The organism is Oerskovia turbata (genome assembly GCF_000718325.1).
In the GTDB taxonomy this organism is placed as follows: Bacteria; Actinomycetota; Actinomycetes; order Actinomycetales; family Cellulomonadaceae; genus Oerskovia; species Oerskovia turbata.
This window is the reverse complement of record NZ_JOFV01000013.1, coordinates 35,827-59,860: the sequence shown is the minus strand read 5'-3', so window position 1 is coordinate 59,860 and position 24,034 is coordinate 35,827. Positions and strand designations below refer to the sequence as shown.

At 70.9% G+C, this 24,034-nt stretch carries 18 protein-coding genes; 5 read left to right on the top strand and 13 right to left on the bottom strand.

The annotated features are described in order from the left end of the window. Position 1: 1 nt before the first annotated feature. Positions 2-3,769 carry a nitrate reductase subunit alpha gene (locus tag IE95_RS0114040; protein WP_030152250.1) on the bottom strand — a complete coding sequence of 1,256 codons (3,768 nt, stop codon included), beginning with the start codon at positions 3,767-3,769 and terminating at the stop codon, positions 2-4. 41 nt (positions 3,770-3,810) lie between these two features. On the opposite strand from IE95_RS0114040, the gene IE95_RS19715 reads away from it, so the two are divergent. Next, the gene (locus IE95_RS19715; RefSeq protein ID WP_129429588.1) at positions 3,811-4,728 is read left to right on the top strand and encodes a helix-turn-helix transcriptional regulator; all 918 of its coding nucleotides are present in this window, start codon (positions 3,811-3,813) and stop codon (positions 4,726-4,728) included. A gap of 47 nt (positions 4,729-4,775) precedes the next feature. Here IE95_RS19715 and IE95_RS0114030 read toward each other — a convergent pair whose 3' ends face one another. From IE95_RS0114030 to IE95_RS0114020, 3 genes are all read right to left on the bottom strand, one after another. Continuing rightward, complete coding sequence (locus tag IE95_RS0114030; RefSeq protein WP_030152248.1) at positions 4,776-6,080, bottom strand: MFS transporter; 1,305 nt, start codon at positions 6,078-6,080, stop codon at positions 4,776-4,778. A 523-nt stretch (positions 6,081-6,603) separates the two neighbouring features. Next, positions 6,604-9,180: a hypothetical protein gene (locus IE95_RS0114025; RefSeq protein WP_030152247.1), complete on the bottom strand. Its 2,577-nt coding sequence runs from the start codon at positions 9,178-9,180 to the stop codon at positions 6,604-6,606. Positions 9,181-9,316: 136 nt separating this feature from the next. After that, positions 9,317-10,168 carry a TrmH family RNA methyltransferase gene (locus IE95_RS0114020; protein ID WP_030152246.1) on the bottom strand — a complete coding sequence of 284 codons (852 nt, stop codon included), beginning with the start codon at positions 10,166-10,168 and terminating at the stop codon, positions 9,317-9,319. Between the two features lie 212 nt (positions 10,169-10,380). On the opposite strand from IE95_RS0114020, the gene IE95_RS0114015 reads away from it, so the two are divergent. Next, positions 10,381-10,824 carry a hypothetical protein gene (locus tag IE95_RS0114015; protein WP_030152245.1) on the top strand — a complete coding sequence of 148 codons (444 nt, stop codon included), beginning with the start codon at positions 10,381-10,383 and terminating at the stop codon, positions 10,822-10,824. Between the two features lie 98 nt (positions 10,825-10,922). Here IE95_RS0114015 and IE95_RS0114010 read toward each other — a convergent pair whose 3' ends face one another. The 6 genes from IE95_RS0114010 to IE95_RS0113985 all read right to left on the bottom strand — a co-directional run bounded on the left by IE95_RS0114010 (position 10,923) and on the right by IE95_RS0113985 (position 18,435). Next, on the bottom strand, positions 10,923-13,019 hold the full coding sequence (locus tag IE95_RS0114010; RefSeq protein WP_164984136.1) for an ABC transporter ATP-binding protein: 2,097 nt from the start codon (positions 13,017-13,019) through the stop codon (positions 10,923-10,925). After that, complete coding sequence (locus IE95_RS0114005) at positions 13,016-14,755, bottom strand: ABC transporter ATP-binding protein (RefSeq protein ID WP_030152243.1); 1,740 nt, start codon at positions 14,753-14,755, stop codon at positions 13,016-13,018. Before IE95_RS0114005 ends, IE95_RS0114010 begins: the two co-directional genes overlap by 4 nt. A 46-nt stretch (positions 14,756-14,801) precedes the next feature. Next, positions 14,802-15,446, bottom strand: a complete 645-nt coding sequence (locus IE95_RS0114000; RefSeq protein WP_030152242.1) for a TetR/AcrR family transcriptional regulator — start codon at positions 15,444-15,446, stop codon at positions 14,802-14,804. Positions 15,447-15,652: 206 nt separating this feature from the next. Next, the gene (locus IE95_RS0113995; RefSeq protein WP_030152241.1) at positions 15,653-16,885 is read right to left on the bottom strand and encodes an SPFH domain-containing protein; all 1,233 of its coding nucleotides are present in this window, start codon (positions 16,883-16,885) and stop codon (positions 15,653-15,655) included. 129 nt (positions 16,886-17,014) lie between these two features. Beyond that, entirely contained in the window at positions 17,015-17,464 is a 450-nt protein-coding gene (locus IE95_RS0113990; RefSeq protein WP_030152240.1) for an NfeD family protein, read from the bottom strand. Positions 17,465-17,649: 185 nt separating this feature from the next. Further along, the gene (locus IE95_RS0113985; protein WP_030152239.1) at positions 17,650-18,435 is read right to left on the bottom strand and encodes an ABC transporter ATP-binding protein; all 786 of its coding nucleotides are present in this window, start codon (positions 18,433-18,435) and stop codon (positions 17,650-17,652) included. A 27-nt stretch (positions 18,436-18,462) separates the two neighbouring features. Here IE95_RS0113985 and IE95_RS0113980 point away from each other — a divergent pair, with 27 nt between their 5' ends. Continuing rightward, complete coding sequence (locus IE95_RS0113980) at positions 18,463-19,293, top strand: hypothetical protein (RefSeq protein ID WP_030152238.1); 831 nt, start codon at positions 18,463-18,465, stop codon at positions 19,291-19,293. Here IE95_RS0113980 and glgA read toward each other — a convergent pair. Next, entirely contained in the window at positions 19,257-20,477 is a 1,221-nt protein-coding gene (gene glgA / locus IE95_RS0113975) for a glycogen synthase (RefSeq protein ID WP_036572113.1), read from the bottom strand. The two genes, IE95_RS0113980 and glgA, sit on opposite strands and share 37 nt — an antisense overlap. A 138-nt stretch (positions 20,478-20,615) precedes the next feature. On the opposite strand from glgA, the gene IE95_RS0113970 reads away from it, so the two are divergent. Beyond that, positions 20,616-21,854: a glucose-1-phosphate adenylyltransferase gene (locus IE95_RS0113970; protein ID WP_030152236.1), complete on the top strand. Its 1,239-nt coding sequence runs from the start codon at positions 20,616-20,618 to the stop codon at positions 21,852-21,854. Positions 21,855-21,858: 4 nt separating this feature from the next. Continuing rightward, positions 21,859-22,515, top strand: coding sequence for a phosphoserine phosphatase SerB (gene serB / locus IE95_RS0113965; protein WP_030152235.1), 657 nt, complete (start codon positions 21,859-21,861; stop codon positions 22,513-22,515). Between the two features lie 104 nt (positions 22,516-22,619). On the opposite strand, the gene IE95_RS0113960 is transcribed toward serB, so the two are convergent. Both IE95_RS0113960 and fabI read right to left on the bottom strand, forming a co-directional pair. After that, positions 22,620-23,117 carry a SixA phosphatase family protein gene (locus tag IE95_RS0113960; RefSeq protein WP_240666341.1) on the bottom strand — a complete coding sequence of 166 codons (498 nt, stop codon included), beginning with the start codon at positions 23,115-23,117 and terminating at the stop codon, positions 22,620-22,622. An 86-nt stretch (positions 23,118-23,203) separates the two neighbouring features. Next, positions 23,204-23,971: an enoyl-ACP reductase FabI gene (fabI, locus tag IE95_RS0113955; RefSeq protein WP_030152233.1), complete on the bottom strand. Its 768-nt coding sequence runs from the start codon at positions 23,969-23,971 to the stop codon at positions 23,204-23,206. Between the last annotated feature and the right edge of the window lie 63 nt (positions 23,972-24,034).

Below are 24,034 nucleotides of genomic sequence, written 5' to 3'. Positions count from 1 at the left end.
CTCAGTACTCCACTTCCTGGTTGCGGCGACGGATGACCGTGTACTCGTCGCGCTGGTTGCCGGTCGGCCCGTAGTAGTTGAAGGCGTAGGTGAGCTGGCCGTACCCGCCCAGGAGGTGCGTGGGCTTCATCATGATCATGGTCAGCGCGTTGTGGATGCCCCCTCGCTTGCCCGACGCCTCGGCCTTGGGTACGTCGATGTTGCGGTCCTTCGAGTGGTACATGTAGACCGTGCCCGTGGGCATGCGGTGCGAGACCACGGCCCGGGCCACGACCACGCCGTTGCGGTTGACGGCCTCGATCCAGTCGTTGTCCGCGATGCCCGCGGTCTGCGCGTCCTCCTCGGAGATCCAGATCGTGGGGCCCCCGCGCGAGAGCGCGAGCATGTACGGGTTGTCCTGGAACTGGGAGTGCATGGACCACTTGGAGTGCGGCGTCAGGTAGCGCACGGTGACCTCGGTCGAGCCGGGCTCGCTGAAGCCCTGGTGTCCGAAGTGGCGCGCCATGTCGAGCGGCGGCCGGTAGACGGGGAGCTGTTCGCCGAGCTCGGTCATCCAGTCGTGGTCGACGAAGAAGTGCTGGCGCCCCGTGAGCGTGTGCCACGGCTTGAGCCGTTCGACGTTGACCACGAACGGTGAGTAGCGCCGCCCGCCCTGCTCGGAGCCCGACCACTCGTAGCTCGTGAAGACGTTCTGCGGCCCGGTCAGGGTCTGGGCGAACGTGACCTGACGGTCGTGGTTCTCCTCGGCCAGGTCCGCGAGCGGCTTGCCGACGCGCTTCTCGAGGGCCGTGAAGCCCGCGACCGAGACCGCGCCGTTGGTCGTGCCGGACAGCGCGAGGATCGCCTCGCAGAAGTGCGCAGCGGTCTCGAGCGACGGCCGTCCCTTCGCGACGCCGTCCTTGCGCACGCCGTTGGCCTTCTTGAGGAACTCGACGGCCTGCTCGGGGACGACCGTGACGCCCTTGGTCGTGGTGCCGACCTTGGAGATCAGCGGGCCCACAGCGCGCATCTTCTCGGCGATCTGCGTGTAGTCGCGCTCGATCGTCACCAGACGCGGCATGGTCACGCCGGGGATCGGCTCGCACTCGCCCTTGCGCCAGTCGAGGACGACGCCTCCGGGCTGGGCCATCTCGTCAGGGGTGTCGTGCGTGAGGGGCGCCGCGATGACGTCGGTGCGGGTGCCCAGGTGGATCTTGGCGAGCTCGGAGACCTTGTCCGCGAGGCCCAGGAACGCGTCGTAGTCGGTCCGGGCCTGCCACGGCGGCGCGATGGCTGCGTTGAGGGCGTGCACGAACGGGTGCATGTCCGTGGTCGAGATGTCCTGCTTCTCGTACCAGGTCGCCGCGGGCAGGACCACGTCGGCGAACAGCGAGGTCGAGGTCATGCGGAAGTCGATGTTGGTCAGCAGGTCGAGCTTGCCCTCGGGGGCCTCGTCCCGCCAGACGACCTCCTCGGGGCGGCGCTCGGGCGGTGTCTCGTGCGCGCGCAGCGACGAGTCGGCGCCCAGCAGGTGCTTGATGAAGTACTCGTTGCCCTTGGCCGAGTTGCCGATGAGGTTCGCGCGCCAGACGGTCAGGACACGCGGGAAGTTCTGCGGGTCGTCGGGGTCCTCGACCGCGAACTTCAGAGCGCCGCTGCGCAGCTCGGAGACCACGTGGTCGGCGACCGGCACGCCCGCGGCCTCGGCCTCGTCGCACAGGTCGAGGGGGTTGCGGTCGAACCCGGGGTGCGACGGCGTCCAGCCCATGCGGGCCGCCTGGGTCAGGCAGTCCATCATGCTGCGGTCCTTGAGCGTGCCCGGACCGGTGGGCGACGCGAGCTCGTCGGCCCCGAAACCCTCGTAGCGCCACTGGTCGGTCGCGGTGTACCAGAACGCCGTGCCGGCCATGTGGCGCGTGGGACGCTGCCAGTCGAGCGCGAAGCCCATGTGCTGCTGCCCCGTCACGGGACGAGCCTTCTCCTGCCCGACGTAGTGGGCCCAGCCGCCACCGTTGACGCCCTGGCACCCGGTGAGGGTCAGGAGCGCGATGAACGTCCGGTAGATGGTGTCCGCGTGGTACCAGTGGTTGGTGCCCGCGCCCATGATGATCATCGACCTGCCGTTGCTCACCTCGGCGTTGCGCGTGAACTCGCGCGCGATCCGGGTGCACTGCTCGGCCGGGACGCCCGTCAGTGCCTCCTGCCAGGCGGGCGTCCCGGGCGACGTCACGTCGTCGTAGCCCGTGGGCCACGTGCCGGGCAGCCCCTCGCGGCCCACGCCGTACTGCGCCATGAGCAGGTCGAACACGGTCGTCACGAGGCGGTCGCCCACGCGGATCGCCGGGACGCCGCGCAGGACCGAGGACCCGCCCTCGGTCTCCCCCACGTCGAACCGCGGCAGCTCGACGACGACGCCGCGCGCCTCGGCACCCGCGTGCGTCAGACCCAGGAGGCTCAGCGCCGGGTCGTGGTCCTCGAGGTCGAGGTTCCAGCGCCCCACGCCGTCCTCGGTCCACCGGTCCGCGAGCGTACCGTTCGGCACCGTGAGCGCGTCCGCGGCCGTGTCGAGGAAGACCGGGCGGAACTCGGGGCGCTCGCCCGTCGCGCCCGCGACGGGCAACCCGTCCAGGTCGGCCGCCGTGAGGAACTTGGCGGGCCGGAAGACCGGGGCGGGGTCGCCGTCGGGCCCTGTGCCGTCCGAGGCGCCGGGCGCTGCCGGGGCCTCGTCGAGCGTGACCAGGAACGGCGCGTCCGTGTACGTGCGCGAGTAGGCCTCGAAGTACGGGACCTGGCGGTCCCGGTAGAACTCGGTGAGCAGCACGTGGCCCATGGCCTGCGCGAGCGCACCGTCCGTGCCCGGGGCGGGAGCGAGCCAGTCGTCCGCGAACTTCACGTTGTCCGCGTAGTCGGGGCTGACCGCGACGACCTTGGTGCCCTTGTAGCGGGCCTCGGCCAGGAAGTGCGCGTCGGGCGTGCGCGTCACGGGGACGTTCGAGCCCCACATCATGATGTAGCTCGAGTTCCACCAGTCGCCCGACTCGGGGACGTCGGTCTGGTCGCCCCAGATCTGCGGGCTCGCGGGCGGCAGGTCCGCGTACCAGTCGTAGAAGCTCAGAAGGGTCCCGCCGATCATCGACAGGAAGCGCGTCCCGACGCCGAAGCTCGCCATCGACATGGCCGGGATCGGGGTGAAGCCGACGCAGCGGTCGGGACCGTACTGCTTGATCGTGTAGACGTGGGCTGCGGCCATGATCTCGGTCGCGAGCTCCCAGTCGGCACGGACCAGGCCGCCCTTGCCGCGGGCCTTCTTGTAGAGCGTCGCCTTGAGCGGGCTCTCGACGACCTCGGCCCACGCGAGAACGGGGTCGCCAAGTCGGCATCGGGCGTCGAGGTACATGTCGAGCAGGACACCGCGCACATAGGGATACCGCACGCGCGACGGCGAGTACGTGTACCAGGAGAACGAGGCCCCGCGCGGGCAACCGCGGGGCTCGTACTCGGGGCTGTCGAGCCCCGTCGTCGGGTAGTCCGTGCCCTGGTGCTCCCAGGTGATGAGCCCGTCCTTGACGTACACGTCCCACGCGCACGAGCCGGTGCAGTTCACGCCGTGCGTCGAGCGCACCACCTTGTCGTGCGCCCAGCGGTCACGGTAGAACCGGTCCCACTCCGAGGGGTCCGTCTCGATCATGGCGTGCGCCGAGTCGAACACCTCCGTCTGCGGGAAGTGGCTGCGGGTCGTGAGCAGCTTCTTCATCAGGGGCGACATCGTCGCCGGGTCGTCGATGGTCATGGCGAGTGCTCCTCGGGAACGGCGTGGGGGACGTTCGTGCGATGGTTGTCGTGGTGAGGACGTCGGCCGGGGGCAGCCGGACGCCTCGACGTCAGTGGTCCTCGAGCGGGAAGAAGTGGGGCGAGCAGGTGCCCAGGCAGCAGGTCTACGGAGGTTTCGACGGCACGACGGGTCGCAGCGACCATGGCGGCAGGCGCACGCACGTCATCCAGCTGCTGCGAGACTCCAAGGCGCCGGTGTCGGTCCAGGACATCGCCGACGAGGTCGGCATCCACCAGAACACCGCGCGCTTCCACCTGGAGTCGCTCGTCGACGCCGGGCTCGCCGAGCGCACCCAGCAGACCCGGACGACGCCCGGCCGACCCAAGGTGCTCTACCGCGGCACACTGCCCAACCAGACGCACGAGCGGGCCCAGGCCTACCGGCTCCTGGCCGAGGCGCTCACGACCGCGGTCGCCGCCAACGTGCCCGAGGCCGCGACCCTCACCTACACCGTGGGGCGCACGTGGGGGCAGAAGCTCGCCGACCGCCCGGCCCCCGGCGAGGTGCTCACCGAGGACGAGGTCTCGACCCTGCTCGTGTCCAAGCTCGACGCGCTGTGGTTCGCGCCGACCCCGCGCGGCGAGCCGTCCGCGCACGTCTCCGCGCCCGGCAAGGGCATGGACGCGCTCGTGCTCAACAACTGCCCGTTCGTGGCGACCGCCCGCAGCACCCCGCAGGTCGTGTGCTCCCTGCACGCGGGCTTCATCAACGGCACCCTGGCCGAGCTCGGCTCGGACCTGCGTGCCACGGCCCTGGTGCCGAACTTCGGTCAGCACCACTGCGTCGCGCGGCTCGAGACCGTCGACCGGGGGCGCCACGACGACGCCGCACCGATCCCGATCGTCGTGGCCGGGGCGCCGGGGGCCGCGGGGCCCGGGGCTCTCGGCACCGCCGGCCCCGCACCCGACGCCTGCTGAGCGTCGGGCCCGGGGGCTGGTGGTGGGCACTGCGGGCGACCTCATGGTCAGCTCTTGGCCTCGGCGCCGGGCCGTGCGTAGAAGTGCCAGGCGATGCCCGCGCACAGCAGGGCGTAGGCGATGATCCCGCCGAACACGGCCGTCCTCGGCAGGTAGTTGAACAGCATCGAGAACAGGAACGGTCCGAACGCGGCGATCGCGGCGGTCCAGCCGATCACGCCGCCTGCCTGGCGGGCCGGGAAGATCATGGGCATCTGCTTGAACGTCGCGGCGTTGCCGACCCCGCAGAAGAAGAAGATCAGGACCATCCCGGTCATGAAGATCGGCAGGCTCGGCGTCTCCCCGTCGGTCGCGGTGACCTGGCCGAACAGGACGAGCGCGGCCGAGGCCGCGACGCCGACCCCGGACACCACGGTCCAGACGCCGCCGCCGAACCGGTCGCACAGCGGCCCCCAGCACATGCGGGCGAGCGAGCCGACGAGCGCGCCGAGGAAGACCCACGTCAGGTACTCGGGGCCGAACTGCTGCTTGAGCAGCATGCCGAACGTGCCCGCGAGGCCGGAGAAGATCCCGAACGTCAGGACGTACTCCATGGTCATGAGCCACGTGTGCTTGTTCTGGAAGATGTCGAACTGCTGCTTGAGGTTGGCCTTGACGGGCACCGACTTGAGCAGGGTCCACGCGAGCACGACACCGACCACGGCGAACGGGATGAAGATGAGGCCCGGGTTCTGCAGCCAGACCTGGCGGGGCTCGGCGTTCTGCGGGTGCGCGAGCTGGCCGGCGAGGCCGAACATCCCGAACCCGATGGCCCACGGCACGACGAACTGGACGACCGAGACGCCGAAGTTCCCGATGCCGGCCTGCAGGCCCAGGGCCGTGCCCTGCTTGCTCTTGGGGAAGAAGTACGACGTCGAGGGCATGTAGCCCGAGAAGACGCCGCCGCCGAGGCCGGCGGCGAGGGCGAGCGCGACGAGCAGCGCGTACGAGGGCTGCGTCGGGAGCATCACGACCCAGGTCCACCCGACGAACGGGATGATCATGAGCAGCGCGGACAGCGTGAGCATCTTGCGGGTCCCGAGCATGGGCGGCAGCATCATCCAGACGATGCGCAGGAGCCCACCGGTCAGGCCGGGCATCGCGAGCAGCCAGTACGACTGGCTTTCGCTCAGGTCCCACCCGGTGACCGTGCCGAGCGTGGGGATGAGAGCCCCGGGCAGGTACCAGATGATGAACGCGAGCATGAGGTTGAACGTCGTGACCCAGAGCGTGCTCCACGCGACCTTCGAGTCCCAGCGCTGGGGGTCGTTGGGGTCCCAGTCGAGAAGGTCGCGGCGCGCGTCGGTGCTCACCTGGTGTGCTGGTCTGGGGGCTACGTCGGCTGTGACCACCGGGTGTCTCCGTCCGAGAAGTGGGGCTGGGGGCACCCACAACATAGGGACGAGTTCACTCGTGCGTACCGGGACCTAGGTCCCGTCGGGGCGTCCTTGGTCCCGAACCGGGACACGGGCCGGGAACGGCCGTTGACCTGCTGCTTTACGGGCGCGGGGAGTTGTTGCGGATCAAACTCGGACGGGCTCCTCGCCCGTTCCCCCAGGGCGCCCGACGGCGGGCTGCGGCAGGCGCACGGGCGGCAGCGGGCGGGGGGCGTTTCGCCCGAAGAACGGGGGGCGATCGTGCGCGAGGCGCCCCGCCTCCCGACTTTGTGCTTTCTATCACAATCGACGTCCTGCGAGGTCAGGCGGTGCAGCGCGCGGCACGGGGCGCCGCTGCTCGCCCGACCATCGGGACGTCACCGCACGGTCGTCGATCTCGGCGCCGGGGAGTGGTCGCGATCGCCTGCTGGGCCCGGCGGGAGGCGGTGCCGGTGCATGCTCACGAGCTCACCGCGGTGATCGCCCGCAGGAGCGTGTCCGCAGCGGAGCCGAGGAGCGACGTCGCGAACGCGGCGGCTGCAGCGACGAGGATCCCTGCCCCCCACACGACGAAGCGGTTCACGCTGTAGATGTCGCCGACACGGTCGAGACCGAGGTCGGCGGACCGCAGGGACCGCAGGTCGAAGGCGAAGCCGAGCGCGAGGAAGACGGTGAGGAGCTGGAGCACTCGAAGGAGCAGGACGCCCTGAAGGTTCGCGTCGGAGAACGGGATGAGCAGCACGATCGCCTCGGTGACGACGAGGACGAACGCGGTCAGGAGCGCCTTCGAGAGTCCTCGGTGTCCTCGCAGGACGGGGAACAGGAAGCCGAACGCGAACCCGTAGACGGGGAACCGCAGAGCCAGCAGGGCCCCGAGGAGCGCGACCAGCACGAACGGGCCGGACCTGTCGTCGGACGTGTCGAGGATGTGGCGTATCGACTCGAGGGCGAACGGTGCGCCGGCGACCGTGGCAACCGCCGCACCGAACGCGCCGCGCCGTAGCGCGCTGACAGGTGCCCCTCCTGTGCTCATCGACGACGCGGGCACTACTCTCGGCTCGTAGTGGACGCGCGCGATCGCGGACTTGGTCTCCTCGAGCCGGTCAGCGCCGATGCTGCCCTTGCTGATCGCCTTGCGCAGGCCGTCGGCGAAGTCGCGGTCCATGCGCTGGCTGCCGACCTCGCGGACGAACTCGCGGACAGACGCAGCGACGGCGGGCCCTCCTGCGGGAAACCACGCCGTCTCGGCATCACGACGGATGAGCAGGGCCCCGATGAGCGCGGCGCCGGCCACGAGGGAGAGCGGCACTCCGCCGAAGGTCACGAAACGCAGGAAGGCGACGACCGCGACGAGGAAGAGCCCACGACGAATCCACTCGCCGAGCGCCGGGCGAGCCCGGGTGACACCCACGACGAGGAGGGTCGCGAGCGCGATCGTGAGCGCCGAGGCGAACAGGTCGCTGAGGGCACCTGCTTCGGAGAGCCCGACGTGCTCGGACTCGGCGAAGAGACGTGGGCCCGTGGTGGCGACGACGAACGACGCGGTTCCCAGGATCAGCCACGTTCGCACCGTGCGGCTGGTGCTGCCGATGTCGTGCGCGACGCGGTTCACCAGGGCACACAGCGCGAGAACGATGACCGCCACGACGAGCAGGTGCGCGGCGAGCGCCGCCCAGGGGATCCGGTAGGTCTCCGACAGCGCGACGAAGCAGGCACTGACCGACAGCGTCGCCACCGCTCCGAGCAGACCGTGCCGACCGGACAGGGTCCGGATCAGCACCGCCGCTCCCACGAGCACCGCGCCACCCGCGCCGATCAGCGCTGCGGCACTCGACGCCGACGACTGCGTCGGCGTGCCGATGTGGTCCGCGCCGGGGATCGCGAACAGGGCGACCAGCAGGGCGGTGCACGAGGCGACACAGGCTGCACCCGCTCCGAGGGCCCACCACCGTGACACGGCCCGCCGCTGCCCGGGGCGGAACGTCATGCTCCAGCCCCACGCGAAGCCCAGACCGACGGCCGCGAGGACAGGTGTGCCCCCGAGCGACAGGTCGGCGATCTGCTGGGCCGGCGTGTCGAGCGCCACCGTGCCAGGGCCGGACCGACTCCCCAGCACCTCCTGGAGGACGCCCAGGTAGCGGGTGAGGCTGAACAGACCCAGCACACCGACGAGCGGGCCCAGGGCCGTCCAGGGGGCGGGCGTCGCGGCCTCACGTGCCGAGGAAGCCCGACGGTCGCGCAGCAGCAGCAGGTAGAACCCGGCCCATACGAGAAAGGTCCACACCAGTGCTGCGGCGCCCGAAGTGTCCCACCACCAGGCCCTGCCCGTCGAGCTCGGTACCGGACCCGTGACAGGCGCGTCCGGAGAGGCGATCCCGAACACGACCTCGCTCGGCGCCTGGGCGCGCCACGGGACGGTCGAGGCCGACGACGCCGTCTGTGTGTCGATCCGATGGCGAGGAGCTGCGCTGCTGACGACCCAGGCGTCGTCGGTCTCGACCGAGACCTCGGACTCGGTGTGGACGGGGACGAGGTAGACGATCCGGAAGGGGGCCTCGGCGGCCTCCAGGTCGTCCGAGATCAGTCGAAGGGTCAGGTGGCTCGTCTCCGGGCCCGTCGTCGTGGTGACGGCGGTGGGCACAGGGTAGGCGCTCCCGCCAGCCCCCTCGATCCTCACGGCTCCGGTCGCGGCCATGATCAGATAGGGGCTCTGGTAGAGCGCCCTCTGCGCACGGTCCTGGAGGATCGGGTCGTCGTTGCTCACCTCGAGATCGAGCTCGGCCTCGACGCGGGTACCGACGTCGATCGTGACGCTCACGGAGCGCGGGGACGACGCGCCGGACCACGCCTCGTCGTTCCCGGAGGACACGGCGACGGGGGCGAAGCGCCAGGATGCGAAGGCCGACAGCAACGTGACGCCTGCGACGAGGAGGACGGCACCGACGAGCATCGTGACGCCTCGCAGGATCGTCATCGAGACGGCCCGGTTCGCCGTGCGCGAGCTCGGTCCCGGGTGCGGGTCGTGCGAGCGGCCCATCAGACCTCCGACCCCCGGTCGCGACGCACCACGTCGGCGCCAGCCCGTCAGCGCCGACGATACCGCGCTGCCCCTCCGAGCGCCCGGTGCGCGCGCCCCGCACTCCCTGAGCCAGGAGCAGCACGGCCCCCGACGACTACGCCCGCGTCGCCCAGAACACCACGGCAGCGCTCGCCGCGACGTTGAGCGAGTCCACTCCCCCCGCCATCGGGATCTTCACGACGTGGTCCACGGCCGCGAGCGTCGAGCGCTGCAGCCCGTGCCCCTCGGTCCCGAACACGAACGCCGATTTCTCGTCGCCCCGCGCGACGTACTCGTCGAGCGTGAGCGAGTCGTCCGACAGCGCGAGCGCCGCGACGGTGAACCCGTGCTCGCGGAGCTCCTCGACGCCGCCCGGCCACGACTCGAGCCGCGTCCACGGCACCTGGAACACCGTCCCCATCGAGACCCGGACGCTGCGCCGGTACAGCGGGTCCGAGCACCGCGGCGACACGAGCACCGCGTCCACCCCGAGCCCGGCCGCCCCGCGGAAGATCGCGCCGACGTTCGTGTGGTCGACGATGTCCTCCAGCACCGCCACGCGCCGTGCGCCCTGCCCGTCGCGGGCCGTGGTCAGCAGCTCGTGCACGCTCGGCAGGACCGGCCGGTGCATCGCGGACAGCGCACCGCGGTGCAGGTTGAACCCGGTGATCGACTCCAGGACGGCCGGTTCGGCGACGTACACGGGCACGGGTTCGCCCGTCCCGCCGGGCCCGTCGTCCAGCCCGACGGCGGAGATCGCCTCCTCGAGCCCGGGGAGCCACTTCTCCGCCATGAGGAAGGAGCGTGGCCGGTGCCCTGCCGCGAGCGCCCGGTGGATCACCGTGGTGCTCTCGGCGATGTACATGCCCTTCTCCGGTTCGTTCTTCGAGCGGAGCTCGACGTCCGTGAGGTTCGTGTAGTCGGCGAGGCGGGGGTCGGCGGGGTCGGTCACGTGGATGATCTGCACGCCCAGATTCTCCCGCACCCACGGCGGCGGCCCGGCCTCGCGACCGGGGCCCGGCTGAGGGGTCGCTGTGAGGCGCGTCCTGACAGCAGCACGTGATCGCCGCCACGGCGACACGCTCCCACGGAACTCCCAGGTGAGACGTCGCTCACTCTTGTACCCCGGTACGACTAATACATACTTTCGACCCGGTTCCCGCGTGATTTCATGGATGCATGAAGAAGCAGATGATGGCACTCGCTGCCGTGGGCGCGATCGCGCTCCTGAGCGCGTGCGGTACCGACACCACGACCGACAGCGGCTCGGCCACCGACGAGACCCCTGCCGGCGCGACGAACCTCCAGGTGTGCGCGAAGTACTTCGACGGCGGTGAGCAGTCCGTCGCGCAGCGCGTCACGGACGAGCTCGAGTTCGACATGGCGGCCCTCACGGACGACCAGTCGAACGCGATGCGCAGCACCAACATCCAGCTCGAGGCCATCCTGCGCCTCGCTGGCCCGGAGGACACCAACCTCGTCATCAGCAAGATCAAGACCCCGTTCCAGATGGCTGACGACATCGCCGACGAGACCGGGACGGAGATCGACACGACCGGGGTGACCGAGGCCGTGGCCGAGCTCCAGACGATCTGCGACAACGCCGGGTACACCGCTTCCTGACCCTCAGCAGCGACCTCGCCCTCATCCCGGGCGAAACCCCGAGAGCCGGTACCGCCCAGAAGGCGGCACCGGCTCTCGTCGTTCACGGGAGGCCCGCGTCAGCGGGTCGTCTCGCCCTCGGCGACCTCCTCGACCGCGGCCGCCGCGAACTGGCTCTCGTAGAGCCGCGCGTACGCGCCGCCCCGCTCGATGAGCACCTCGTGGTTGCCCATCTCCACGATCGCGCCGTCCTCCATGACGAGGATGACGTCGGCGTCGCGGATGGTCGACAACCGGTGCGCGATGACGAACGACGTGCGCCCGGCGCGCAGCGCGTTCATGGCCTGCTGCACGAGCACCTCGGTACGCGTGTCGACCGAGCTGGTCGCCTCGTCGAGGATGAGGATCGCCGGGTCGGCGAGGAACGCGCGCGCGATGGTCAGGAGCTGCTTCTCCCCCGCGCTCACGCCCGAGCCCTCGTCGTCGATCACGGTCGCGTACCCGTCGGGCAGCGTGCGCACGAACGGGTCCACGTGGGTCGCCCGTGTCGCCTCGAGGAACTGCTCCTCGGTGACCTCGACACCGTCGGGCACGCCGTAGCGCAGGTTCTCCTCGATGGTCCCCTTGAAGAGCCAGGTGTCCTGGAGCACCATGCCGATGTTGGACCGCAGCCCGTCGCGGCTCATGGTCCGGGTGTCGACCCCGTCGAGCGTGATGCGCCCGCCGTCGACCTCGTAGAACCGCATGATGAGGTTCACGAGCGTCGTCTTGCCGGCTCCCGTGGGTCCGACGATCGCGACGGTCTGGCCGGGCTCGGCCACGATCGACAGGTCGTCGATGAGCGGGCGGTCGGGCACGTAGCGGAACGAGACGTCCTCGAACGCGACCCGGCCCTGCACGTCCGTGACCACGACCGCGGGCGAGGGGTCCGGGGTCTGCTCGTCGGCGTCGAGCAGCTCGAACACGCGCTCCGCGGAGGCGACGCCCGACTGCAGGAGGTTCATCATGGACGCGATCTGGGTGATGGGCTGCGTGAACTGGCGCGAGTACTGGATGAACGCCTGGACGTCACCGAGCGACAGCGTGCCGGACGCGACGCGCAGACCGCCGACGACCGCGACGATCACGTAGTTGAGGTTCGCGACGAATCCCATCGCGGGTTGGATGATCCCCGAGATGAACTGCGCCTTGAAGCTCGCGTCGTACAGCTCGGCGTTCTCGTCGGTGAACGTGTCGACGGCCGTCTGCTGGTGGCCGTAGACCTTGACGAGCGCGTGGCCCGTGTACATCTCCTCGACGTGCGCGTTGAGGCGCCCGGTCGCGGCCCACTGCTTGATGAACTGCGGTTGGGAGCGCTTGGCGATCAGGGCCGTGATCAGCACGGACAGCGGCACGGTCACGAGCGCGATGATCGCGAGCAGGGGCGAGATCCAGAACATCATGGCGAGCACGCCGACCACGGTCAGGACCGAGGTCACGAGCTGCGAGAGCGTCTGCTGGAGGGTCTGTGCGACGTTGTCGATGTCGTTGGTGACGCGGCTGAGGACCTCGCCCTTCTTCTGCCGGTCGAAGTACGACAGCGGCAGCCGGCCCAGCTTGGCCTCGACCTCGGCGCGCAGGCGACGCACGGTGCGCTGCACGACCGACGTCGTCACGCGGCCCTGGATCCAGCCGAACAGGAACGAGCCGACGTAGATCGCGAGGACCCACAGCAGGATGACGCGCAGCGCGGTGAAGTCGATGCCCTGCCCGGGCACGACGTCCATCGCTGCGAGCATGTCGGCCTGCGTGCTCTGCCCGTCGGCACGCAGCGCCTCGACGGCCTGCTCCTTGCTGACACCTGCGGGCATCTGGGAGCCGATCACGCCCTCGAAGATGACGTTGGTGCCGTTGCCGAGCAGCTTGGGGCCCAGCACGGCGAGCGTCACGGACAGGACCGACAGGACGGTGATGGCTGCGACGGCGAGGCGCTCGACGCGCAGGTAGCCCGCGAAGCGCTTGAGCGAGCCGCGGAAGTCCATGGCCTTCTCGGTGGGCATGCCCATGCCGCCCATGGGTCCGTGGCCGCCGCCCTGGGGGCGGCCCTTGAGGCGCGTCGTGGACAGGTCGGGCGCGTCGCCCGCGGACTCGTCCTGCACGCTGCCCGACGGCGTCACCTCCGGCTCGGCGTTCTTGTCGCCCGGGTTGTCGCTCGGGCGGGGGGTCTGGGTGCTCATGCTGCCTCCTGCGCCGAGAGCTGCGAGTACACGATCTCCTGGTACGTCTCGCACGTCTCCAGGAGCTCGTCGTGGGTGCCGGTGCCGACGATGCGGCCGTGATCGAGCACGACGATCTGCTCGGCGTGCCGGATGGTCGCGACGCGCTGGGCGACGAGCAGGACCGTGGCATCGCGGGTCCGCGGGGCGAGCGCGAGCCGCAGGGCCGCGTCGGTCGCGTAGTCGAGGGCCGAGAACGAGTCGTCGAACAGGTAGACGCTGGGCTTGCGCACGATCGCGCGGGCGATCGCGAGCCGTTGGCGCTGGCCGCCGGAGAAGTTGGTGCCGCCCTGCGCGACGGGGGCGTCGAGCCGGCCGTCGAGCTGCTCGACGAACTCGCGCGCCTGCGCGACCTCGAGCGCCTCCCACACCTCCTCGTCGGTCGCGTCCTCCTTGCCGTAGCGGACGTTGTCCGCGACGGTCCCGGAGAACAGGTACGCCTTCTGGGGCACGTAGCCGATCATCGACCACAGGTCCTGGAGCGAGACGTCGCGGACGTCGGTGCCGTCGATCTGCACGGACCCGGCGGTCGCGTCGAAGAGCCGCGGGACGAGCTGGAGCAGCGTCGTCTTGCCCGACCCCGTGGACCCGATGATCGCGGTCGTCCCGCCCGGGCGGGCCGTGAACGTGAGGTCGTGGAGCACGGGGTCCTCGGCGCCCGGGTAGCGGAAGTCGACGCCGGAGAACGTGATGACGCCGGTCCGGTCCGCGCGGGGTGCGAGGTGCATGGGAGCGGCAGGCTCGACGACGGTCGTCTCGGTGTCGAGGACCTCGCCGATGCGCTCGGCCGAGACCGCAGCACGCGGGACCATCATGAAGATCATGGTCGACATCATCACGGCCATGAGGATGTACATGATGTAGCTGAGGAACGCGGTCAGGGCGCCGATCTGCATCCCGTCCTCGACGCGGTACGCGCCGAACCACAGCACCGCGACGCTCGTCGCGTTCATGACGAGCATGACGGTCGGGAACATGAGCGCCATGAGCTTGCCCACGCGCAGCGACGTGTCGTAGAGCCTGTCGTTCGCGACGGCGAACCGCTCCTCCTCGCGACGCTCACGCACGAACGCCCGGATGACGCGGATACCGGAGATCTGCTCGCGCAGCACGCCGTTGATCGCGTCGATGCGCTTCTGCATCTTGCGGAAGTAGGGCACCATGCGGGACACGATCAGCCCGACCACGATCCCCAGGACGGGCACGACGACCAGCAGCAGCGCCGAGAGCTCGACGTCCTCCTGGAGCGCCATGATGACGCCGCCCACGAGCATGATGGGCGCCATGACCATGATGGTGAAGGCCATGAGCACGACCATCTGGACCTGCTGGACGTCGTTCGTGGTGCGCGTGATGAGCGACGGGGCGCCGAGCACGCCCATCTCCTGCGCGGAGAAGGACTGGACGCGCGTGAAGAGCCCGCCCCGCACGTCGCGCCCGAACGACATGGCGACCTTGGCGCCGAAGTACACCGCGACGATCGCGCAGATCACCTGCCCGAGGCTGATGACGAGCATGACGCCGCCCGTGCGCATGATGTAGGCGGTGTCGCCCTGCGTGACGCCCTTGTCGATGATGTCGGCGTTGAGGCTGGGCAGGTAGAGGGTCGCGATGGTCTGCACGAGCTGGAGCACGAGCAGGATCACGACGGGCGTCCGATAGGGACGCAGGTACGTCCTCAGGAGACGAAGGAGCATGTGGGGGTCCTGTCAGGGGTGGGGGCGAGAGGGCGAGGCGACGAGGTCAGGCGGGCGACGCCGTCGGGACGGGGGCTGCGGGCGGGCCGGTGCTCTGGCACTGGTCGTCCAGGACGCCGTGCAGGAAGACGTCGACGATCTGGCTCGGGTCGAGCGGCCCGTCCTGGGACATCATGGGGCTCGCGTGACCGTGCACGAGGAAGAAGAACACGCTGGCCGCGACGCGCGGCTCGGTGCGCAGCTCGGGGGCGTGGGGCGCGATGCGCGCCTCGATCGCACCGACGATGTCCTGGACGGCGGACATCCGGGCGTCTCGATGGGAGTCCGCGTCCTGCTCGCCGTGGCGCCGGTGCGGGCCGTGCCGGTCCCCCATGAACTGGTGAGCCACCTGGACGATCCTGGCCGTCGCGCGCTGGCTCTGCTGGACGAGGTCCGCCAGGGCGACGAGGGTCGTCTCGAGCGAGTCGTGCCCGGGGAGGTCGTGGATCGCCCGGACCAGCGGCGCCGGGTCGAGGGCCGCGACCAGGGCCGCGTGCAGGAGCTCGTCCTTGTCCTCGAAGGCCCGGAACAAGGTGCCCTCAGCGACGTTCGCGGCTTCGGCGATCTGGCGGGTCGTCACCGCGGCGCCGTAGCGCGCGAGCAGGGGGACGGTCGCGGTGGCGATCGCTGCGCGACGGTCGTCGCGACTCATGGGTCGGGCTCGGCCCGAGGGTGTGGTCACGCCCTCGACACTAAGTGAGTGAGCACTCACTCGTCAAGGTTGCTCGACGCAACCGACGGGTCGTTCTGCGTCGGGCGCGGGGTCCCTGTGAACGCCGGAGGGGCGCCGCTCGCGCGACGCCCCTCCGGGTACCGATGGTCCTGCCGTGCCCGAAGGGCACGCCCCTGCTGACCCTGCTACGGGCGCTCGTCCGGGGCGTCCTGGACGCCACCGTCCTCGGGAGCGTCCGCCGGGGGCGCACCGAGGGGTCGCGGCGCGGCCGTACCCGGCTCGGGGGCCGGTGCGAAGCGCTGTCCCGGGCCCCCGGGACGCTGCCCGCGCTCGGCCTGCTGGTCGAACGGCAGGCCAGAGTGCGTGCCCGCGCTCGTGGCGTCGGCCGTCGCGGCCTCTGCCTGGCGACGCGCCTCGGCGAGGGCCTCGGCCGGGTCGACCAGCGCCGGGGTCCCGAACTTCACGCGGTCGCGGTCACGCTCGCGACGAGCCGCCTCGGAGGCCCCCAGCCCCTCGCCGGACGGGGTCGGGACGCCGCCGAAGCCCTGGGCGATCGAGCCCAGCGCGGCCGTGAACTCGGTGGGGACGACCCAGAGCTTGCTCGCGGTGCCGTCGGCGATCTTCGGCAGCATCTGGAGGTACTGGTAGGCGAGCAGCTTGGGGTCGGCGTCGCCCTCGTGGATGGCGTCGAAGACCTGCAGGATGGCGCGGGCCTCACCCTCGGCGTTCAGGATCGCGGCCTGGGCGTTGCCCTCTGCCCGCAGGATCGCGGCCTGCTTCTCTCCCTCGGCCGTCAGGACCTGGGACTGCTTGATGCCCTCGGCCGTGAGGATCGTCGCGCGACGGTCACGCTCGGCGCGCATCTGCTGCTCCATCGAACCCTGCACGCTCGCGGGCGGGTCGATCGACTTGAGCTCGACACGGTTGACGCGCACGCCCCAGCGACCGGTCGCCTCGTCGAGCACGCCACGGAGCTGACCGTTGATCTGGTCGCGGCTCGTCAGGGTCTGCTCGAGGTCCATGGAACCGACGACGTTGCGGAGCGTGGTGACCGTGAGCTGCTCGATGCCCTGGATGTAGTTCGCGATCTCGTAGACCGCGGACTTGGGCTCCGTGACCTGGAAGTAGATGACCGTGTCGATGCTGACCACGAGGTTGTCCGACGTGATCACGGGCTGCGGGGGGAACGACACGACCTGCTCGCGCAGGTCGACGCCCGCACGCACACGGTCCACGAACGGGATGAGCAGGTGCAGTCCCGGCTCGAGCGTGCTCGAGTACCGACCCAGCCGTTCGATGATCAGCGCGGTCGCCTGCGGCACGATCCGCACGGCCTTGACGAGTGCGATGATCACGAACAGCAGGATCAGTCCGAGGACGACGTACACGGCGATCATTCCGGGGTCTGGGTCACTCATCGATCTTCTCCTGAGGATGGTTCTCGGTGGGCTGTACGGGTCACGCGGTACTGGTCGTGCTGTTGCGGTGCGGGGCACCGTGCGGGTCCATGACCCGCCGAGACGCCCGAGGGCGGACCACGGCCAGGATCAGACCGTGTGGCTGTCCGCGGCGAGCGACCGGACGACCGCAGTCGCGCCGTCGATGCGCACCACCCGGACCTCCGCGCCGATCGGCAGCTCGGGCGAACCGTCCACGGTCCGCGCGCTCCAGATCTCGCCCTGCAGCTTGATCCGGCCGCTGAGCTCGGTCACGCGGTCCACGACGACCGCGGTCCGGCCGACCTGGGCGGCGGCGCCGGTCTCGGCCAAGGGGACACGCTGGCGCAGGTGGCGCAGGAGCCAGGGACGCAGAGAGAGCAGCAGCGCGGCAGAGACCACGGCGAACGTGACGATCTGCAACCACAGGGGGCCACCGGCCGCGTTCACGCCGGCCGCGGCGAACGCCCCGCCCGCGAACATGATCAGCACGAGGTCGAGGGAGATGATCTCGATGAGGACGAAGAGCAGACCTGCTCCGACCCACCACAACCAGTCCATGACGGTTCCTTCCGTCGTGAGGCTTGTTCGCTGCACGTCGTCGACGTGTCGACACCACCTGCGTTCTTTGCCCAGATTTTACCGGAAGAACGAGATCCGTGCACCTATCGGGCGTGTCGCGCACACCACCGTGCGCGCCCCTCGCGAGGCCGTCGCGGGCCCCCCGCCGCCCCTCGCGGGGCCGGTCAGCGAGCCGCGCGCGCCATCCAGCGCCCGCCGCCGTGAGCGACGACCAGTGGCAGCCCGAACGCCTCGCTGAGGCTCTGGGCCGTGAGCACCTCGGTCAACGGCCCCGCGCGGTGCACGGCACCGTCCTTGAGGAGCATGACGTGCGTGAAGCCCGGCGGGATCTCCTCGACGTGGTGCGTGACCAGGACCAGCACGGGCGAGGCAGGGTCCGCCGCGAGCTCCGAGAGAGCGCCGACGAGCTCCTCACGCCCGCCCAGGTCGAGACCCGCAGCAGGCTCGTCGAGGAGCAGCAGCTCAGGGTCCGTCATGAGGGCGCGGGCGATCTGGACACGCTTGCGCTCACCCTCGCTCAGGGTCCCGAACAGGCGCTCTGCCAGCGGCAGCACGTCGAAGGCCGCGAGGAGGTCGTCGGCACGCTCGGCGTCGAAGTCCTCGTACGTCTCCCGCCAACGGCCCGTGACACCGTACGCCGCGGTCAGCACCACGTTGCGCACGGTCTCCGCGGCGGGGATCTGCTCCGCGAGCGCCGCGCTCGCGAGACCGATGCGGGGCCGAAGCTCGAACATGTCGGTGCGCCCGACCCGCTCGCCGAGCAGGTCCGCGGTCCCCGAGGTGGGGTGCATGCGCGCCGCCGCGATCTGCAGCAGGGTCGTCTTCCCCGCGCCGTTGCGGCCCAGGATCACCCACCGCTCGCCCTCGTTCACCTGCCAGTCCACGGAGTCGAGGATGGTCTTCGTGCCACGGCGCACCGTGACTGCCTGCAGGTCCAGAACCGAGCTCATGGGACACGACCCTATAGGTTGGCTGACGTGGAATCCCACTCGACCCTCCCGCTCCCCCGCGCCGTCGTCCTCGCCCTGTGGGTGCAGGGCCTGGCCCCGCAGCCCGGCGCCGCCCAGGCGCCCGACGACGCGCTGCTCCGGCGTGCCGTCGCAGCCGTCCGGCAGGACGACGAACCTCACACCGTCGAGGGGGCCGACGACGCCTCGACGCTCCTCGGTCTCCTCACGCGCTGGACCCGCGGCCCGGTCGAGGTCTGCGCGGTGCTGCCTGCTCCCGGCGACGTCCTGGGGGTGCCGGCCGCCGTGAGCGCGGACGCGACCGACGCGGGCGAGTGCCTGCTCGTGCAGTCCGCCGAGGGCGCGTGGGCGCTCGTGCCCGAGGTCACGGAGTTCGGGAGCGTCTACGAGACGGGTCACCTCGTCGCGTGGCACGCAACACCCGTGCCGACGTGGCGCACCCAGGTGCTCGCCGCCGTCGGGCCGCTGGCCGACGCCGAGCGCGACCTGCGCGTGGCGCTCCTGACCGCGACCGAGGCCCTCGCCTCGCTGGACGTCGCGCGCTGGCGCGAGGACGCGGCCGAGACCATCGCGTCGCTGCGGTCCACGACCGCCCCCGACTGGCCCCTGCCCGCAGTGCGCGGCGAGAGCGAGGCGCGCCGCCTGCGCGTGCTCGCGCAGGCCGCACGCCTGCGGGCCATCGTCGACCTCGCCACGGCCGACGACGGAGGCGCGGTCAACCTGTGGCAGGCAGACCAGCGCTCGACCGCCCTGCGAGAGGTCGACCGGGCCGCACGGCGGGCCATGTCCGCCGCGACGGCCCGCTACGCGACCGGGCCGGACCCGAGCACGCTGCGGTAGACCTCGAGCGTGCGGCCCGCGATCGCGTCCCACGCGAAGTGGTCCTCGACCCGGGTGCGCGCCGCACGGCCCATCTCACGGGCCCGCTCGGGGTCGGACACGACCGCGACGAGCGCCGCGGCGAGGTCGGCCACGAAGCGGTCCGGGTCCACGGGCGTGCCCGTCCCGTCGTCGACCTGCTCGATGGGTACCAGGTGGCCCGTGACGCCGTCGTCGATCACCTCGGGGATGCCGCCCGTCGCGGACCCCACGACCGGGAGACCCACGGCCATGGCCTCGAGGTTGACGATGCCGAGCGGCTCGTAGACCGACGGGCACACGAAGACCGTCGAGGCCGCGAGGACCGCGACGAGCTCCTCGCGCGGGAGCATCTGCTCGATCCAGACCACGCCCGTGCGCTGCTCCGCGAGGCGCGCGACGGCGTCGCTCACCTCGGTCGCGATCTCCGGGGTGTCAGGGGCCCCCGCGCAGAGGACCAGCTGGACCTCGGGGGGCAGCTCGGCGGCCGCCCGCAGCAGGTACGGCAGGCCCTTCTGACGTGTGATGCGCCCCACGAAGACCACCGCCGGGCGCTCGGGGTCGATCCCGAGGTCGCGGACCACTCGGTCCGCCGCGGCGACCTGCGCCCCCGACTCTGGCCGGCGCCAGCCGTCCAGGTCGATCCCGTTGTGGACCACGTGGACCTTGGCCGGGTCGACGCCCGGGTAGCAGCGCAGGATGTCCGCACGCATGCCCGCCGAGACCGCGATGATGCCGGCCGCGGCCTCGTACGCCGTCTTCTCGGCCCATCCCGACAGCGCGTAGCCGCCGCCGAGCTGCTCGGCCTTCCACGGCCGCAGCGGTTCGAGCGAGTGCGCGCTGAGCACGTGCGGGATCCCGTGCAGGAGCGAGGCCAGGTGGCCTGCGAGGTTCGCGTACCAGGTGTGCGAGTGCACGAGGTCCGCGCCCGCGACGTCGTCAGCCATCGCGAGATCCACGCCGAAGGTGCCCAGGACCGCGTTGGCCGACGCGAGCGAGCCCGGGACCGAGTAGCCCGTCACGCCCTCCTCGGCGCGCGGTCCGTCGAACGCGCGCACGCGCACGTCGATGCGCTCGCGCAGCACACGGGACAGCTCGGCGACGTGGACGCCCGCGCCTCCGTAGACGTAGGGCGGGTACTCACGGGTCAGCAGGTCGACTCTCACGCGCCACACGCTAGCGCGGTCCGAGGGGCTCGTGCGCGCCGCACCGCCCGACCGACCGTCACCACGTCGTGGGACGGGCAGCGCCCACCCTGCGGTTCCGGCGATACGAACCGCGCTCCGGGCCGTATGGTTTTGCCCATGGCCGCCCCACGTGTCCTTGCAATCGTCCTCGCCGGTGGCGAGGGCAACCGGCTCATGCCGCTCACCGCCCACCGCGCCAAGCCGGCCGTCCCGTTCGGCGGTATCTACCGCCTGGTCGACTTCGCGCTGTCGAACCTGGTGAACTCGCACTACCTGCACATCGTCGTGCTGACGCAGTACAAGTCCCACAGCCTCGACCGCCACATCACCAAGACGTGGCGCATGTCGTCGTTGCTCGGGAACTTCGTCGCGCCGGTACCGGCACAGCAGCGGGTGGGCAAGCACTGGTACCTCGGCAGCGCCGACGCGATCTACCAGTGCCTCAACATCATCGAGGACGAACGCCCCGACATCGTCGTGGTCGTCGGTGCGGACCACGTGTACCGCATGGACTTCTCCCAGATGGTCGACGCGCACATCGCCTCGGGCGCCGAGCTCACCGTCGCCGGCATCCGCCAGCCCATCTCCATGGCCGACCAGTTCGGGGTCATCGACACCGACCCCGAGGACCCGACCAAGATCCGCGCGTTCCTCGAGAAGCCGACCGACCCCGTCGGCCTGGCCGACTCCCCCGGCGAGATCCTCGCGTCGATGGGCAACTACGTCATCGACGCCGACGCGCTCGTGGCCGCCGTGACCGCCGACGCGAGCGACCCGGACTCGCGCCACGACATGGGCGGCGACATCGTCCCGGCCTTCGTCGCACGCGGCACCGCGGGTGTCTACGACTTCATCCGCAACGACGTCCCCGGCTCGACGGACCGGGACCGCGACTACTGGCGCGACGTCGGGACCCTCGACGCGTACTACGACGCGAACAAGGACCTCATCTCGATCACGCCCGTCTTCAACCTCTACAACGACGAGTGGCCCCTGCACACCGGGTACGTGGGCCTGCCGCCGGCCAAGTTCGTCCACTCGGGCCAGGGCCGGCTGGGCCACGCCGCGGACTCGCTCGTCTCCCCGGGCGTCATCATCTCCGGCGCCACCGTCGTGGGCTCCGTCCTGTCCCCCGGCGTCTACCTGCACTCCTGGTCGTCCGTCTCCGACTCCGTCCTCATGGACGGCGTCCAGGTCGAGCGGCACGCCCAGGTCCACCGCGCGATCCTCGACAAGAACGTGATCGTCTCCGAGCGTGCCCGCATCGGCCTCGACCCCGAGCAGGACCGCGCCCGGGGCTTCACGGTCACCGACTCGGGCATCACCGTCGTCCCCAAGGGAACCATCGTTGAATAGCACCATGACCGCCCGCTCCGCCTCGACCCGCCGCCTCGTCGTCATGGACGTGGACTCCACGCTCATCACGCAGGAGGTCGTCGAGCTGCTCGCCGACCACGCCGGGACGCGCGAGCTCGTCGCGGACGTCACCGAACGTGCCATGCGCGGGGAGATCGACTTCGCCGAGTCGCTGCGCGAGCGCGTCGCGACCCTGGCCGGGGTGCCCGTCAGCGCGTTCGACGACGTGCTCGAGAAGGTCACGCTCACGCCCGGCGCCCCCGAGCTCGTCGCCGAGCTCCAGCGCCGCGGGTGGACCGTCGCGCTCGTGTCAGGAGGCTTCGAGGAGATCGTGGCCCCCCTGGCTGCACGGCTGGGCATCACGCACTACCGGGCGAACCGCCTCGAGGTCGAGGACGGCCGCCTCACCGGACGCACGACCGGCCCCGTGATCGACCGCGCCACCAAGGAGGTCACGCTGCGTGACCTCGCGGCCGCCGAGGGGCTCGACATGGCGGACACCGTCGCGATCGGCGACGGCGCCAACGACCTCGACATGATCGGCGCCGCCGGGATCGGGATCGCGTTCGCCGCCAAGCCCGTCGTGGTCGCCCAGGCGCCCTACTCGGTGCCGGGACCGCGCCTCGACGCGGTGCTGGAGATCATCGACGGGCAAGCCTGAGAGGCGCACATGGCGTCGGCCCCTTCCCCCGGTCAGCGGAGGAAGGGGCCGTCGTCGTACTGTGTGCCTAGTAGTGCTGCCCGCCCGTCAGGACGCGGCTCGGCTCAGCTCGCGGGGCGCCCGACGTACGTCAGGTCCGCGACGCCGTCGGTCCACTCGCTCCACGGCGTGAGGGACTCCAGCACGCTGTACGTCGCGGTCGGGACCCCGACGCGGACCTGTGCCAGGGCGCCCGAGTCCGAGCCGGACGAAGCCAGGTGCGCCGCCGTGGCCGCCATGGTCGGCTCGTGACCGATCACGAGGAGCGTCCGCACGCGGGAGTCGGCCCCGTGGACCAGGTCCACGACGTCCTTGACCCCCGCGGCGTACAGGGTGTCCGTCACCACGACCTCCGGACCGACGTCGCCCAGGTTCGCGGCAAGCAGCTCCCAGGTCTGGCGCGTGCGCAGCGCCGAGGAGCACAGGACGAGCTCGGGGACGAGCGCGGAGTGGGCGAGCGCGGCACCGACCCGGCCGGCCTGACGCCGCCCGTTGAGCGCGAGCGGGCGCAGGACGTCGTCGACGCCCCCCGCAGGCTCCGCCTTGGCGTGCCGGAGCAGCACCAACCGGTGCGTACGGCCCGGTGCCCCGGACCCGGTGGCGTCGAACGCCGCCGCCGATCGGCCATCTCGCACGTTCGTCCCTCTCGTCACAGACCCATGGCGTGCACGCCGCCGTCGACGTGCACGATCTCCCCCGTCGTCGCCGGGAACCAGTCTGACAGGAGAGCGACGACCGCGCGTGCGGCAGGCTCCGCGGTCATCTGGTCCCAGCCGAGAGGGGCGCGCGTGGGCCAGCCGTCCTCCATCTGCTCGAACCCGGGGATCGACTTCGCGGCCGTCGTGCGGATCGGGCCGGCCGAGACCAGGTTCGTGCGGATACCTTCGGGGCCGAGGTCGCGCGCGAGGTAGCGGTTCGCGGACTCGAGCCCGGCCTTCGCGACACCCATCCAGTCGTACACGGGCCAGGCGAACTGCGCGTCGAACGTCAGCCCGACCACCGCACCACCGTTCGTCATGAGCGGCTTCGCGGCCACGGCGAGCGACTTGTAGGAGAAGGTCGAGACCTGCAGAGCGGTCGCGACGTCCTCCCAGCTCGCGGAGAGGAAGTTGCCGCCCATGACGGACTGCGGCGCGAACCCGATCGAGTGCACGACGCCGTCGAGCGTGTCGACGTGCTCACGGACCGCGTCGGCCAGGCCCGCGAGGTCCTCCTCGTCCGTCACGTCGAGCTGCACGACGGGCGCCTCGACCGGCAGACGCTTGGCGAACGCCTGCGTGAGCTTCATCTGGCGACCGAACGAGGAGAGCACGACCGTGGCCCCCTCCTCCTGTGCGAGCCGGGCCGCGTGGAACGCGATCGAGGAGTCGGTGAGGACACCGGTGACCAGGAGCTTCTTGCCTTCGAGCAGACCCATCAGTTCTTCTTCCGTTCGTTCGTCGTGCGCTGCTTGAGCGTACTCATGGACGACCCGCCCGGG

Coding starts and splice junctions, on each gene's coding strand:
- serB (WP_030152235.1), top strand. CDS start 21,859: ATGACCGCCCGCTCCGCCTCGACCCGCCGCCTCGTCGTCATGGACGTG.
- IE95_RS0113985 (WP_030152239.1), bottom strand. CDS start 18,435: ATGAGCTCGGTTCTGGACCTGCAGGCAGTCACGGTGCGCCGTGGCACG.
- IE95_RS0113995 (WP_030152241.1), bottom strand. CDS start 16,885: ATGAGTGACCCAGACCCCGGAATGATCGCCGTGTACGTCGTCCTCGGA.
- fabI (WP_030152233.1), bottom strand. CDS start 23,971: ATGGGTCTGCTCGAAGGCAAGAAGCTCCTGGTCACCGGTGTCCTCACC.
- IE95_RS0114040 (WP_030152250.1), bottom strand. CDS start 3,769: ATGACCATCGACGACCCGGCGACGATGTCGCCCCTGATGAAGAAGCTG.
- IE95_RS0114025 (WP_030152247.1), bottom strand. CDS start 9,180: ATGGGCCGCTCGCACGACCCGCACCCGGGACCGAGCTCGCGCACGGCG.
- IE95_RS0113970 (WP_030152236.1), top strand. CDS start 20,616: ATGGCCGCCCCACGTGTCCTTGCAATCGTCCTCGCCGGTGGCGAGGGC.
- IE95_RS0114010 (WP_164984136.1), bottom strand. CDS start 13,019: ATGAGCACCCAGACCCCCCGCCCGAGCGACAACCCGGGCGACAAGAAC.
- IE95_RS0114000 (WP_030152242.1), bottom strand. CDS start 15,446: ATGAGTCGCGACGACCGTCGCGCAGCGATCGCCACCGCGACCGTCCCC.
- IE95_RS0114015 (WP_030152245.1), top strand. CDS start 10,381: ATGAAGAAGCAGATGATGGCACTCGCTGCCGTGGGCGCGATCGCGCTC.
- IE95_RS0114005 (WP_030152243.1), bottom strand. CDS start 14,755: ATGCTCCTTCGTCTCCTGAGGACGTACCTGCGTCCCTATCGGACGCCC.
- IE95_RS19715 (WP_129429588.1), top strand. CDS start 3,811: ATGGTTGTCGTGGTGAGGACGTCGGCCGGGGGCAGCCGGACGCCTCGA.
- IE95_RS0113990 (WP_030152240.1), bottom strand. CDS start 17,464: ATGGACTGGTTGTGGTGGGTCGGAGCAGGTCTGCTCTTCGTCCTCATC.